The sequence below is a fragment of the Catenulispora rubra genome (assembly GCF_015356825.1).
Taxonomy (GTDB): domain Bacteria; phylum Actinomycetota; class Actinomycetes; order Streptomycetales; family Catenulisporaceae; genus Catenulispora; species Catenulispora rubra.
This window is the reverse complement of record NZ_JAACYW010000312.1, coordinates 1-13,202: the sequence shown is the minus strand read 5'-3', so window position 1 is coordinate 13,202 and position 13,202 is coordinate 1. Positions and strand designations below refer to the sequence as shown.

General features: G+C 69.9%; 13 protein-coding genes and 1 pseudogene. 7 read left to right on the top strand and 7 right to left on the bottom strand.

Annotated elements, in window-relative coordinates:
* Nucleotides 1-293 precede the first annotated feature (293 nt).
* A complete protein-coding gene (locus GWK61_RS45905; protein WP_194919073.1) occupies nt 294-1,871 on the top strand; it encodes a cellulose binding domain-containing protein in 1,578 nt (525 codons plus the stop codon).
* A 118-nt stretch (nt 1,872-1,989) separates the two neighbouring features.
* On the opposite strand, the gene xylB is transcribed toward GWK61_RS45905, so the two are convergent.
* Together xylB and xylA are read right to left on the bottom strand one after the other, a co-directional pair.
* Complete coding sequence (gene xylB, locus GWK61_RS45900) at nt 1,990-3,372, bottom strand: xylulokinase (protein ID WP_194919078.1); 1,383 nt, start codon at nt 3,370-3,372, stop codon at nt 1,990-1,992.
* 64 nt (nt 3,373-3,436) lie between these two features.
* On the bottom strand, nt 3,437-4,606 hold the full coding sequence (xylA, locus tag GWK61_RS45895; RefSeq protein ID WP_194919071.1) for a xylose isomerase: 1,170 nt from the start codon (nt 4,604-4,606) through the stop codon (nt 3,437-3,439).
* A gap of 74 nt (nt 4,607-4,680) precedes the next feature.
* On the opposite strand from xylA, the gene GWK61_RS45890 reads away from it, so the two are divergent.
* Entirely contained in the window at nt 4,681-6,012 is a 1,332-nt protein-coding gene (locus tag GWK61_RS45890) for an ROK family protein (RefSeq protein ID WP_228564049.1), read from the top strand.
* 38 nt (nt 6,013-6,050) lie between these two features.
* Here the strand turns inward: GWK61_RS45890 and GWK61_RS45885 are convergent, their stop codons facing one another.
* Nucleotides 6,051-6,482 carry an SsgA family sporulation/cell division regulator gene (locus GWK61_RS45885; RefSeq protein WP_194919069.1) on the bottom strand — a complete coding sequence of 144 codons (432 nt, stop codon included), beginning with the start codon at nt 6,480-6,482 and terminating at the stop codon, nt 6,051-6,053.
* A 199-nt stretch (nt 6,483-6,681) separates the two neighbouring features.
* Between GWK61_RS45885 and GWK61_RS61130 the strand changes: the two are divergent.
* Nucleotides 6,682-6,957, top strand: a pseudogene (locus tag GWK61_RS61130) (RNA polymerase sigma factor); the annotation flags it as partial.
* Nucleotides 6,958-7,512: 555 nt separating this feature from the next.
* On the opposite strand, the gene GWK61_RS45875 reads toward GWK61_RS61130, so the two are convergent.
* Nucleotides 7,513-7,713: a hypothetical protein gene (locus GWK61_RS45875; RefSeq protein ID WP_194919080.1), complete on the bottom strand. Its 201-nt coding sequence runs from the start codon at nt 7,711-7,713 to the stop codon at nt 7,513-7,515.
* A gap of 176 nt (nt 7,714-7,889) precedes the next feature.
* Here GWK61_RS45875 and GWK61_RS45870 point away from each other — a divergent pair, with 176 nt between their 5' ends.
* Nucleotides 7,890-8,318, top strand: a complete 429-nt coding sequence (locus GWK61_RS45870) for a hypothetical protein (RefSeq protein WP_194919067.1) — start codon at nt 7,890-7,892, stop codon at nt 8,316-8,318.
* Between the two features lie 107 nt (nt 8,319-8,425).
* Here the strand turns inward: GWK61_RS45870 and GWK61_RS45865 are convergent, their stop codons facing one another.
* The gene (locus GWK61_RS45865; protein ID WP_228564048.1) at nt 8,426-8,701 is read right to left on the bottom strand and encodes a DUF3817 domain-containing protein; all 276 of its coding nucleotides are present in this window, start codon (nt 8,699-8,701) and stop codon (nt 8,426-8,428) included.
* Nucleotides 8,701-9,183: a hypothetical protein gene (locus GWK61_RS45860; RefSeq protein WP_194919065.1), complete on the bottom strand. Its 483-nt coding sequence runs from the start codon at nt 9,181-9,183 to the stop codon at nt 8,701-8,703. The genes GWK61_RS45865 and GWK61_RS45860 overlap by 1 nt, the downstream gene beginning before the upstream one ends.
* 162 nt (nt 9,184-9,345) lie before the next feature.
* On the opposite strand from GWK61_RS45860, the gene GWK61_RS45855 reads away from it, so the two are divergent.
* The gene (locus GWK61_RS45855; protein WP_194919063.1) at nt 9,346-10,284 is read left to right on the top strand and encodes a GlxA family transcriptional regulator; all 939 of its coding nucleotides are present in this window, start codon (nt 9,346-9,348) and stop codon (nt 10,282-10,284) included.
* A gap of 4 nt (nt 10,285-10,288) precedes the next feature.
* Here GWK61_RS45855 and GWK61_RS45850 read toward each other — a convergent pair whose 3' ends face one another.
* The gene (locus GWK61_RS45850; protein WP_194919061.1) at nt 10,289-11,119 is read right to left on the bottom strand and encodes a helix-turn-helix domain-containing protein; all 831 of its coding nucleotides are present in this window, start codon (nt 11,117-11,119) and stop codon (nt 10,289-10,291) included.
* Between the two features lie 367 nt (nt 11,120-11,486).
* Here GWK61_RS45850 and GWK61_RS45845 point away from each other — a divergent pair, with 367 nt between their 5' ends.
* A complete protein-coding gene (locus GWK61_RS45845; protein ID WP_194919059.1) occupies nt 11,487-11,972 on the top strand; it encodes a hypothetical protein in 486 nt (161 codons plus the stop codon).
* Between the two features lie 86 nt (nt 11,973-12,058).
* A complete protein-coding gene (locus GWK61_RS45840; RefSeq protein ID WP_194919056.1) occupies nt 12,059-13,114 on the top strand; it encodes a radical SAM protein in 1,056 nt (351 codons plus the stop codon).
* Nucleotides 13,115-13,202: the final 88 nt, after the last annotated feature.

Genomic DNA, 13,202 nt, shown 5'->3' with positions numbered 1-13,202 from the left:
TCTCTAAGTTCTCCGACTCGTGGGGGGGGGCGGGTGAACACCGGATGTCGGACAGCTCACGTCTGGTTCATGAGAGCGCTCTCATGCAAAGTCGTCTCAGTGCCCGGAGTTGTCAAGGGGACGGCTGCCGGATCTCCGGGGCGCCCGGTTCGACGAGGGTCGATAACGATTTCGTCGTGAAAGTTTCATCGCGCGCCGCGCGCCTTCCTGGGGTTTCGCGATCTCGGCCTTGCGTTGCGGTGGAAAGGCTTCCTACGTTCCGCCGCGATGTGTCAAACGGATGGAGGAGGCTTATGTCCCCGCGACTGAGGGCGGCGCTCGGCGCCGTGGCCGGGGTGGCGCTGGCGGCGGGTTCGGCGACCGCCGCGGTGCTCGTGCCCGGAACCGCGAGCGCCGCGACGGCGGTCCAATGTCAGGTCACGTATTCGGTAAGCAGCGATTGGGGGACGGGCTTCACCGCGAACATCACCATCGCCAACGTCGGGACGAGCGCGTGGAGCGGCTGGACGCTGGGGTACTCCTACGGGGGCAACCAGACGTTGCAGAACGGCTGGAACGGCACGTGGTCGCAGTCCGGTCACGCCGTGACGGTCGCCAACGCCTCCTACAACGGCTCCGTGGCGGCCGGCGCGAACACCGGCATCGGCGCCAACTTCACCTACACCGGGAGCAACGCGGCGCCGACCGTGTTCAGCGTCAACGGAACCGCGTGCAACGGCGCGGGCTCGCCGTCCTCGACGCCGAGCAGCACACCCAGCACGACACCAAGCACCACGCCTAGCACCACGCCCAGCACGACCCCGAGCACCACCCCGAGCACGACGCCCAGCACCACGCCGAGCTCCACTCCCCCGTCGTCCGGCGCCCCGGCGCTGCACGTCTCGGGCAACCAGCTCGTGGACGGCACCGGGAAGGCCTTCGTCCCGCACGGGGTGAACCGCTCCGGAGCGGAGTTCGCGTGCGTCCAGGGCAAGGGCATCTTCGACGGTCCGGTCGACGACGCCTCGGTGGCCGTGATCGCGTCCTGGAAGGCGAACATCGTCCGGGTGCCGCTGAACGAGGACTGCTGGCTCGGGGAGTCGAACGTGCTGCCGCAGTACGGCGGCGCGACGTACCAGGCTGCGATCAAGAGCTTTGTCAGCCTGCTGCATCAGCACGGCCTGGCGGTCATCCTCGACCTGCACTGGACCGACGGTGTCTACACCGGCCAGTCCTCGGCCTGTTCGGTGGCCACGGCGACGTGCCAGAAGCCGATGCCGGACGCGGCGAACGCCCCGGCGTTCTGGTCCTCGGTGGCCGGCGCGTTCAAGAACGACCAGTCGACCGTCTTCGATCTCTTCAACGAGCCGTATCCGGACTTCGCCGCGGGCTTCAACTCCGCGGCCGGCTGGTCGTGCTGGCAGAACGGCGGCACCTGCACCGGCATCACCTACCAGGTTGCCGGGATGCAGTCGCTCGTGAACGCGGTGCGGGGCGCCGGGGCAGGCAACGTCCTGATGCTCGGCGGCGTGGCGTACTCGAACGACCTGAGCCAGTGGCTGGCGCACGAGCCGACGGATCCGCTGCACAACCTCGCGGCGTCGTGGCACTCGTACAACTTCAACTCGTGCTCGTCCTCGTCGTGCTGGGACTCGCAGGTGGCACCGGTCATCGCGCAGGTGCCGGTGGTCCCCGGGGAGATCGGGGAGAACGACTGCGGGCACTCGTACATCGACACGCTGATGGCATGGCTCGACAGCCACCACACCGGCTACTCGGCGTGGACGTGGAACACCTGGGACTGTTCGCAGGGTCCTTCGTTGATCAGCGCTTACGACGGCACGCCGACGGCTTACGGCGCCGGGTACAAGGCGCACCTGGCGACGTTCTGAGCGGTCGCTGAGCCGATCGCTGCGCGACTGGCTCTGCAGCTGTTCTCGAGACCAGCGAAGGCCCGGTGCCGCCGACCCTCACCGGCGGCACCGGGCTGTTCATCCGCGTCCTCGCCGGTCAGGCGGCGCGATCGCGGAACTCGTGGTAGCGCTCTCGGATCTCCGGGAGCGGCTTGCCGTCATACGTCTCAGTGCCCTGCGTCACCCGCCGGGGCGGGTCGTCGGAGCCGGCCAGGGCCCAGGCGGCCTGGGCCGCCGCGCCGTCGGCCACGTACTCGCCCGGGGGCGGCACGGTGACCGGATAGCCGAGGATCGACGGGGCGACGGCACGGACCGCCTCCGAGCGCGCCCCGCCGCCGATGAGCAGGACGCGCCCGACCGGGACGCCGAGCTCGGTCAGCGCGTCCAGGCCGTCCGCCAGGCCGCAGAGCATGCCCTCCACCGCCGCGCGCGCCAGGTGTGCGGAAGTCGCGTTGGCCAGCCGCAGACCGTGGATCGAGCCGGCGGCGTCGGGCAGGTTGGGGGTGCGCTCGCCTTCGAGGTACGGGATCAGCGTGAGGCCGTCGGCCCCGGGCGGCGCGGACAGCGCCAGCCGGGAGAGCTCGTCGAGGCCGACACCGGCCATCGCCGCCGCGGCGTCCAGGACGCGTGCGGCATTGAGCGTGCAGACCAGCGGGAGATGGCGGCCGGTCGCGTCGGCGAAGCCTGCGACGGTGCCGGTGGCCTCGGCGGTCGCCAGGTCGCTGACCGCGAACACGGTTCCCGAGGTGCCGATCGACACGACGACGTCGCCGCCGCGCGCGCCGAGGCCGAGGGCGGCCGCAGCGTTGTCGCCGGCGCCGGGGGCCAGCGCGATGTCGCCGAAGTGCCCGACCACCTCGCGGACCCCGGCCACGCGCGGCACCGCGACCTCTCGGCCGAGGGCCCTGGCGAGCAGGTCGAGGCGGTACTCGCCGGTGTTCGGCGACCAGTAGCCGGTGCCCGAGGCGTCGCTGCGGTCGGTGGTCAGCTCACTGATATCGGTGCTGCCGCGCAGCCGCCAGGTGAGCCAGTCGTGTGGAAGACAGACCGCTGCGACGCGTGCCGCGTTCTCGGGCTCGTGCTCGGCGAGCCACCGGAGCTTGGTCACGGTGAACGAGGCCACCGGGACCGAGCCGACCGCCTGGGCCCAGGCCTCGGCGCCGAGTCCGCGCACGAGTTCGTCGGCGGCGTGCGCCGACCGCGTGTCGTTCCACAGCAGCGCCGGCCGCACCACCTCGCCGTGCTCGTCCAGGCACACCATGCCGTGCTGCTGGCCGCCGACCGCGAGCGCCTCGACGCCTTCCAGGCCGCCGGCCGCCTCGATGGCCGCGTGCAGTGCCTGCCACCACGCCTCGGGGTCGACCGCGGTGCCGGCCGGGTGCGGGGCGGAGCCCTGGCGCACCAGGGCTCCGCTGTCCACGTCGCGGATCACGACCTTGCACGACTGCGTCGAGGAGTCGACGCCGGCGACGAGTCGCACCGGGGCCTCAGATCTCACCGGGACCCCACCGCGCTCGGGCTCCGGTGCTCGTTCGCGGCGTGCCTCACCGGGCGCCCATCAGGTGCTCGACGGCGAGCTGGGTCAGGCGGACGGCGCCCAGGCCGCGCTCGGCGGCCTCGTCGGCGTCGAACTCCTCGAAGGCGGTGCGGTCCGCGAGCAGGTCGGCGTAGGTCTCGCCGGCGGCCAGGGTCGGCGTGGCGAGCTCGTCCACGCGGGCCGCGGCGCGCGCCTCGGCGACCTCGGGGTCGGCGCGGAACGCCGCGGCGCGCTCCTTGAGCAGCAGGTAGGTGCTCATGTTCGCGGCGGCGGACTGCCAGACCCCTGCGATGTCCTCGGTGCGGGCCGGCTTGTAGTCGAAGTGCCGGGGGCCCTCGTAGCCGCCGGTCTCCAGCAGGTCCACCAGGAAGAAGGCGTTGAGCAGGTCGCCGTGGCCGAAGACCAGGTCCTGGTCGAACTTGATGCCGCGCTGGCCGTTGAGGTCGATGTGGAAGAGCTTGCCCTGCCACAGCGCCTGCGCGATGCCGTGCGCGAAGTTCAGGCCGGCCATCTGCTCGTGGCCGACCTCGGGGTTCAGGCCGACCATCTCGTGGTGTTCCAGGGTGCTGATGAAGCCCAGCGCGTGGCCGATCGTCGGCAGCAGGATGTCGCCGCGCGGCTCGTTGGGCTTGGGCTCCAGGGCGAAGCGGATGCCGTAGCCGCGGTCGATGACGTACTCGGCCAGCAGGTCCAGGCCCTCGCGGTAGCGGTCCAGCGCGGCTCGCACGTCCTTGGCCGCGTCCGACTCCGAGCCCTCGCGGCCGCCCCAGAAAACGTAGGTGTGGGCGCCGAGCTCGGCCGCCAGGTCCAGGTTGCGCATGACCTTGCGCAGCGCGTAGCGCCGGATGTCGCGGTCGTTGCTGGTGAACGCGCCGTCCTTGAACACCGGGTGCTTGAACAGGTTGGTGGTGGCCATCGGCACCTTCAGGCCGGTGGCGTCCAGCGCCTCGCGGAAGCGGGCGATGTGCTTGGCGCGCTCGTCGTCGGCGCTGCCGAAGGGGATCAGGTCGTCGTCGTGGAAGGTGACGCCGTACGCGCCGAGCTCGGCCAGCCGGTGCACGGTCTCGACCGGGTCCAGCGCGGGGCGGGTCGGGTCCCCGAAGGGGTCCTGGGCCTGCCAGCCGACCGTCCACAGGCCGAAGGTGAATTTGTCCGCGGGTGACGGTGCGACGGTCATGGCCGGCTCCTGGCACGATCGAGGGGAATTGTTTAATGGATGAACTTATGGTCCGGCTGTGGCATTGTCAAGACATGCCCGCGCCCACCAGCCCCGCCGACGCCGCTGATTCCGCCGACTCCGCTGCTGCCTCCGCTGTCTCCGGCAGTGCCTCCACTGTCTCCGCCGACCGTGCCGGCCGGACCGCCGCCGAATCGGTTCGCCCGGCCGGCCCCGCCGACCGCACGATCCCCAACCCGGCGCGCCAGGCCAGCATCCGCAACGCCAACCTGGCGCTGGTCTACCGCCTGATCCTGGACGCTCCCGCCCCACTGTCGCGCGCCGCGCTGGCGGCGGCCACCGGGGTGACCCGCGCGACCGCGTCGGCCCTGGCAGACGCATTGTTGGAGGCGGGGCTGATCGTGGAAGTTTCACCGCCGCCGGCCACCGGCGCGGGCCGGCCGGCCGCCGGTCTGGTGCCGGCGGCGGACGGACCGGCGGGGCTGGGGCTGGAGATCAACGTCGACTACCTGGCGGCCTGCGTGGTGGACCTGACCGGCGCGGTGCGCGCGACCGTCATCCGGCACGGCGACCAGCGGGGGCGCGCGGTCGCCGAGGTGCTGGCCGACCTGGCGGGGGCGGCCGGCGAGGCGACGGCCGAGGCCGGGCTGACCGTCGCCGGCGCGGCGCTGGCGGTGCCGGGGCTGGTCGAGGCGCCGCACGGGCGGATCCGGCGGGCGCCGAACCTGGTGTGGCAGGACGTGGAGATCGGGGCGGCGCTGGGGCGGGCGCTGCCGGACATGCCGTTCGAGCCGGTGATCGGGAACGAGGCGGATTTCGCGGCGTTGGCCGAGGCTCATGGGGCACCCGGTTCGGGGAGTGTTCTGGATGGGGCCGGTGTCGGAGGCTCCGCCGACAGCACCATGGCCGACCGGCCGGCGCCCCTCACCGACTTCCTCTACGTCTCCGGCGAGATCGGCGTCGGCGCCGGCGTCATCCTGGACCGCGAACTCTTCCGGGGCGCGCGGGGCTGGGCCGGGGAGATCGGGCACGTCACGGTCGTGCCCGACGGGGCCCGCTGCCGTTGCGGCGCCCGGGGCTGCCTGGAGACCGTCGCGGGGTTGGAGGCGCTGCGGCGTGACGGGCCCGAGGCTGCCGCGTCCGCGCTCGGCCGGGCGGCGGCGGCCGCCGTCAACCTGCTGGACCTGCCCGCGGTGGTGCTCGGCGGTGCGTACGCCCGGCCGGAGTTCGCCGCCTTGGTTCCCGGTGTGGAGAAGGCGCTGACCGAGCACGTGGTCTCCGCGCGCTGGGCCCCGGTCGCGGTGCACGTGTCGCGGCGCGGGACGGCGGCGGCGGTGACCGGCGCGGCGACGGCCGTCATCCGGCGGGTGCACGGCGATCCGGCCGCGTGGATGGCAGCCTGCTGATCCGGCGGTTTCTTCGTTCCCTCAGCCCTGGCCGACTCTCAGCCCTGGCCGACGAGCCGGGCCAGCGCGCGGTCCAGGTCCAGGTGCCGGGGCTCGGAGCCGGCCGGGACGATCGCGTAGGCGTGGCACAGGAACATCCGCACCGCGATCTGTGGCGTGATCACCAGGGCGGTCGAGGCGCCGCTGCGCAGCTCGATCATCAGATCGCCGGGGCCGAAGGGCCAGACGTGCACGTCGCCCTCGCCGGTCGGGGTGTGCAGGCCGTCGGTCAGCAGATCGCGGGCGAAGACCCACTCGATGCCGTCGACGACCCCGCCGTCCCCGCCCCGGTCGGGGTCGACGTCGAGGAAAGCGAGCCGGACCGCGAAGGGGTCGTCGGAGCGGAAGCGGAGCACCGCGGGCACTCCGGCCATCCGCGTGTCGGAGGTCACCACGTGGGTCTTGAGCGGCTGTTCGTGGGTGGCGAGCATCGCTGTCACTCCTTGCTGTCGGCCGGCCTGACAGGCGTCACCGTCAGGCCGCTGTACTGGCGTTATCACAACAAGGACTTGTGAAGGGAGCCTGACCTTACGCCGTTTTCGCCCGGATTCCCTGTGACCTACGCCACATCTAGGATGAAACGGATCTTCGGTACCATCGGGACGCACAGCGACGACTTGGGGTGCGATCGTGACCGAAGCGGCCGTAAACGACCAAAAGCCCGCCGCCGACGCGGAGCCCGAACCGGGCCCGCCCGGCGCCGACCTCGCCGCCTACACCCGCGTCTACGAGGAACACAACGCCCGCCTGACGGCCTACGCCCGCACCCTCACCGCCAACCCCTCCACCGCCGAGGACCTGGTCGCCGAGGCCCACTTCCGCGTCTGGCGCCGCATCGCCGCCGGCCACGCGGTCGAGAACATCCCGGCCTACCTGGCCACGACCATCCGCAACCTCGCGAACACCCTCCACCGCGCCACGACCGAGATCCCCCTCCCGACGGAGTCCGCCGAAGCCTTCGGCCGACCGCACGCGAGCGCCACGACCGAGGACCTGCGGAGGCATGCGCGAAGCACTGGCAGAAGATGCCGTCACTGGTGCGGGGCGGCCTGTCGGCACGGTCGGCGGTGCTGCTGGCGCGGTCGGCGCGACGCGTCACCTTCGCCATGTTGGCGGCAAGCTGCGGCATGGGATTTCGAGCGGCGCGGGCAAGACTGCTGTGGTGTCGGCGAGCGTGATGGGTTCGGCTGCGATTGCTGTCGCGGCGGTGGCTTTGACAGGCGGTGCCGCACATTCGAGCGCCACCCCGCAGACGCCCGTCGAGACCCAGCCCGCCAAGACCACAGCACCCGTAGCCAAGACCACGCCCTCGAAGCCCAAGCCCTCGACGCCGGCACCCGCCCCGGCGACTACGGCTCCGCGGCAGACCGTGGCGCCGGTCCAATACACGCCTCGCCATGCCGCACCCAAGACCCCGGCCCCAGTCCAAACTCAGCCCGCACCGGTGCAAGCTCCCGCCGCTCAGGCCCCTGCGACGCCGCAGCCCACGCCGGTGACGACGCAGCCCCCTGCGACACCGCCGCCGAGCACGCCTCTGATCACGCCGCCGTCTTCCAGCACGCCCGCGCCGTCGACCACGCCGCCCCCAACCACGCCGAGCAAGCCGGACCACGACATCGACGTGACCATCGCCGTGAGCCCCCAGCTCCAGATGACAGTCACCGTGCACCTCGACCATGACCCGCACCAGCCCGCGCCTGCCACCAGCACGGCGACCAAATCCGGGGCCCCGACCGGTCCTGTGAAATCACCCGGATGACCGCGACCGACAGGACAGGCCGCCGCCCCCGATGAGTTGCTGGGGTGGGGGTCCGGTCGACCGAAGGAGGTCCGAGGCGATGTCCAAGTCCGGCAAGAAGAGCGAGGGCGGTGACCACGTCGCGAAGTCCGACGTGCGCCACCGCTACAAGGTGACGGAGTTCGCCGACTTCACCCGGCGCGAGATGAAGCCCGACGGCTCGGAGAAGATGATGCCCCGAGTCGCGGTCCTGACCCCGATGAACGGGGGTAAACAGGTCCGAGCCTACGTCCCGGGCAACCTCGACGAACCGCTGGAAGTCGGCTCGGTCGTGATGTGCCGGGCCCACGACAAGCCCAACAAGGGCGACGGCCCGCCGGTGAAGTTCCGCATCACGAACGTCGTCGGCGCCGGGGCCGCGGCCGCAGGCGGCACGGACACGCTCAGCGCCGCGCAGAACGCGCAGCTCGCAGATCGTGCACCGGCCGGCGCCGCGCCGATGGAGCAGCGCGAAGGCGCACGCCAGTAACGAAAAGCACTGCGAAGGCCGGTTGTGACAACCAGGCCTGAGGGCTGATTCCGACAGCCGATCCGGGGCGTTCCCAGAAGGGGCGCCCCGGATTCATGCCCCTGATATCAGAGGGTTTTGACGTCAGCCGCCTCGTGCTGACTCAGCAACCGAAGCACCAGGAACCCGCCGATACCGGGCAACAACGCTGTCAGCTTGCCGGCGAAAGCAGCACGATCGTTGCGCCACGTCGCGAGAACGATGATGAGATACGCGCAGCCGTGCGTCGGACCGATCAGCGACGTCACCGGCTTGACATGGAACGTAGCGAGGTTCCCCAACAGCACGACCAGCGTGACGAGCTCGACGAACGCGGCGATACGAAAGAAACGAGCAGTCACCATCACGCCCCCGTCGTCGAACCGGGACGCACGATCATCAGAACCGTGACAGTCGCCCACAACAGGTTGAAGACCCCGGTCGCAGCACCAAGCCGGGCAGCGACCTTGGCGACTCCGACGCCACCAGCGTCAGCGTCGGCGCCGTCACCAGCACCAGCCAAATCTTCAAGAGCAGCCTGCTGCGCCGGCAGAATCCACAACGCAAGAACACCGGCCGCCACAGCCGTCAGGCCGATAGCCGTGATCAGCCACGCACTACCCAGAACCCCCATATTGCTCGCCGTAGCGAACCCGAAGACGGGAACAGCAATACCGACACCCGCGTACACACGGCACACCCGATAAAGCAGACGAGGCCAAGCCGCACCCTCGGCATCCTCATAAGCCCGTCGCAGAGCCTTGGGAAACATACTCGCGGCAACCGCCACCGGCCCCACCGCGATGATCGCCGCCAGAACGTGCAGCGACAGCAAGAATTTGGTCACCACGCGACGCTATCCAGCCGCCGACCCGATCCCCAGTGGCAATAGTGCCACGTTTCAACGAAAAAACGCCACCGCAACGAAACCTCGGCTGAACAGCGAGAACACACAAACCAAGGCGCCAAACCACCACCCCACTCACCCCCGCCAAGGTATGTTCTCGCCATGCACACCGTCGCCATCATCGCCCTGGACGGCGTGATCCCCTTCGACCTCGCCACCCCGATCGAAGTCTTCAACCGCGCCCGCCTCCCCGACGGACGCCCGGGCTACCAGGTCCGCGTATGCGCCGAGCACCCCGAGCTCAACGCCGGAGCCTTCACCCTGCGCGCGCCCTACGACCTGCAAGCCCTCCACGACGCCGACACGATCATCGTCCCCGGCATCGAGAACCCCCTCACGCCGCTCCCCACCGCCGTCCGCGACGCCCTGCGCACCGCCGCAGCGAACGGCACCCGAATCGCCTCGATCTGCGTCGGAACCTTCGTCCTGGCCGCCACCGGCCTGCTCGACGGCCTGCGCGCCACCACGCACTGGCTCGCCGCCGACCAGCTCGCCGCCGCCCACCCCGCGATCGAGGTCGACCCGCGCGTCCTGTACGTCGACAACGGCCAGTTCCTCACCTCCGCCGGCGCCGCCGCGGGCCTGGACCTGTGCCTGCACATGATCCGCAAGGACTACGGCTCCGCCGTCGCCGCCCACTGCGCGCGCCTGTCGGTGATGCCGCTGGAGCGCGAGGGCGGCCAGGCGCAGTTCATCGTCCAGGACCACACCCCCGCCCCGCAGGGCGGAACCCTGGAGCCGCTGCTCACCTGGCTCGGCGCCAACCTCGGCCGCGACCTCGCCCTCCCCGACATCGCGGCCGAGGCCGGCCTGAGCACCCGCACCCTCATCCGCCGCTTCCGCGACCAGACCGGCACCACCCCGCTCCAGTGGCTGCACCGGGCCCGCATCCGCCGCGCGCAGCACCTGCTGGAGACCACGCAGCACTCGGTGGAGCGAATCGCGGCGCAGGTGGGGTTCGGCTCGGCGACGGCCTTCCGGGACCGGTTCAAGCGGACGACCGGGATCAGCCCGAACGCGTACCGGCGGACGTTCAGCTGAGCGGTCAGAGCACCTGGGCCGCAGCCCAGTCGCGCTGGAACATCCGCAGCGCCGACGCGAAGTATTCGTCGTACAACACGATGCCTCCGCGCTCCTCCTCGTGGCGGATCGAGACATAGGCGAACACCCCGTCGACGATCCCGTCGTCGTGGAAACGCTCCCACAGGACGGGCTCGCGGCGTTCGAGCAGGCTCACATCCAGGTCGTGGATGACGATGCCGACGGGCAGTTCCGTCCCGACGACCCGGAACTCGACACGTTCGCCCACCATGTCCGACGGCAGGTCCGCCCCGGTGAGCAGGTCTCGGTAGCCACGGACGTAGGGTTCGAACCTGGCGCGAGAGCCGTGGAAGAGGTACTGGTAGGTCCGGCCGGCCAGGATATTGCTGACGAAGACATCGAAGAACGTGCCGCGACGCACTTCCCCCTCGGGGCCGAACGCGAGATCGGCGGGCGGCCTGCTGGTCGTCACCCGGGTGCGGTTCGCGCACGCCTCGATCGGCAGCGCGTCCGCGTCGCTGAAAAACTCGGGCGGACTGGCAGTTCGGGGGTCGTCCAACAGCTCGCGCGCGACCCGCTCGACCTGCTCGGAGAGCCGGCGGTTGACCCGCACGATCAGATCGCGCTGGCGCCCCTGGTAGGCGTTGGACTCAGCCAGGGCCCGCATGACGTCGGCCCGCAGGTTGCCCGGGTCGGCTGTCGACGACAGGTGCACTCGTTCGCCGAACACCAGATAGTCCAGGGTGACATTGAAGAACGCGGCAATGCCGACGAGGGCATGGAAGCTGGGCCGGATGCGACCGGTCACGTAGTGCGAGACCGTCGTACCGCTCACCCCAAGCGCTTGGCGAGTTTTTTCTGAGTGACAGTCGTCTTCTCGCGGTCCAGCAACGTCCGCAGAATCTCTTCAAACTTCATTTCGCGCTCAGTCACAGCCATTTCCGCCACCTCCCGGCGCTGCTAGAACCCTGACACCCGGACTGTCGATGATCCTGAATAGTGTGGATCTTATTGCTGAGACGAGTACTGGTTACTCGCTTTCCGACACTGGGCAAATCCTCCACAGCTGACAGTAAACCGCCGTCGAACACAACGCGGAAGAACGTCGCTTGAGACTCTTCGACCATCCTGTGAAGAACAGAGTCTTGATTTCAAATACGCGAGGAACCACACGTCGTCGTCGGAGCAGGGAAAGGACCACCATGCGAAACCGCACCGTGCGGCAGATCCGGTCGGCACCGAGCACGCACCACGATCCGGTGGTGCGGGGCGCCAACGCGATCGACCGCTACTCGCTGGCGCTCCAACTGATCCAGGTGTATCCGATCGTCCTGGCCGGGGTCGCGGTCGTCTTCCCGCTCGAATGGCTCAGGATTCTGATCGCCGTGCTCGGCCTGATGGTCTGGACGGTCTTGGCCGTCGTCCGCGAACGGAGCACCGAGTCCGGTGGCCGGAACGACGCCGTACCCCTTCCGGCCTCAGCGGAGAAGGCGCGCATCGCGACGGCGACGGTGGAGACGGCTCAGGGGATTCGCGTCGACATCTGGCTGCATCCATACAGCGGTTGCGGGCACAAACCTGTGGGACGCAGGCTCGGGCACCGCCTGGTCCTGCCCCGCGTACACCGTGCCCTTCCCCGCGAAGCGCCACCCACATCATCAGAGTTCTGCCAACGATCCGGAGCCTGAGGACCGGCTCCGAACCCCACCCGCCTCAGCCTCGCGCGCAGGTGCGGGGCTGAGGCATGCTCTGTGCACTGTCACAGGGAGAACGAATGGGAAACCAGGCCCTCATCGATTTGGTGAGCTCGTTCATGAAGATGGACCGGGCCAAAGTGGAGGCCATCGACCAGCAAGTCGGCGGACTGTTCGTCTCCCACTTCCTCCAACAGCGGATGAGGGAAAGCCTCGACGGTCGCGATTCGTTCACGCGCGAAGCGTTCTCGCAGTTCGTGTTCGCGGGGCTCTACACGAACGTCGACCCCACCAACGAACGCTCACACATCGTCAGCGGCTTCCCTGCCATCAATCACAGCTATCCGAACTCGGTCACCCTGTCGGTGACCAGAACCTGTCACGTCAAGTGCACCTACTGCTTCCGGGGCGATCTCATCACCGCGACGCAGACCTACGACGCCGAGGCGACCGCCGCCGGCATCGACTGGATCTCCGCCCACGAGAACATCGCGACCGTCGTCGTGACCGGCGGCGACCCCTTCACCCTGCCGCCGCGCGAACTCGCGCGGGTCGTGCGGTCCCTGGCCGCGATCCCGACGGTGAACGAGATCCGGCTGGACACCAGAGTGCTGACGGTCAAGCCGTCGTCGGTGACGAACAGCCCGGAAGTCCTGGACGCCATGAGCGCGGCCGACGGCAAAGTCTGGCTCTACAGCCAGATCAACTCCGCCGCCGAGTTCCACCCCGCTGTGGACCAGGCGATCGCCGCCGTCCGCCGTACCGGCGTCCCGATTGTCAACCAGGCCGTGATCCTCAAGAACGTCAACCACACCCCCGCCCTCATGCGGGACATGGTCTACGCCTGCGTCAAACGGGGCATCCGCACCGACTACCTGTACCTCCTGGACGGCGGAAGCGAGATCGACTCGCCCTTCAACGTCACCGACGACGAGATCCGTGCCGTCTTCCGGGAGTTGTGGAGCCCCGCGACCTCGGGGCTGGCCAAGCCGCGTGCCGTCTACGTCGATCCGCTGACCAACACCAAGGCGCAGCTGCTGGTCGCGCCCTGGGACGGCAACGAGAAATTCCTCGACGACTTCCTCGAAGCCCGGCGCGACAAGTTCGCGCGTGCGGCCGCCTTGACGAGGCCCTGAGCTCGCCCGATCTCGCCTGATCCCCCCAAAACCGCGCCTGACGCCGGCCGCATCCGCGGCCGGCGTCGCGGCTTTCCCGGAGCACCGG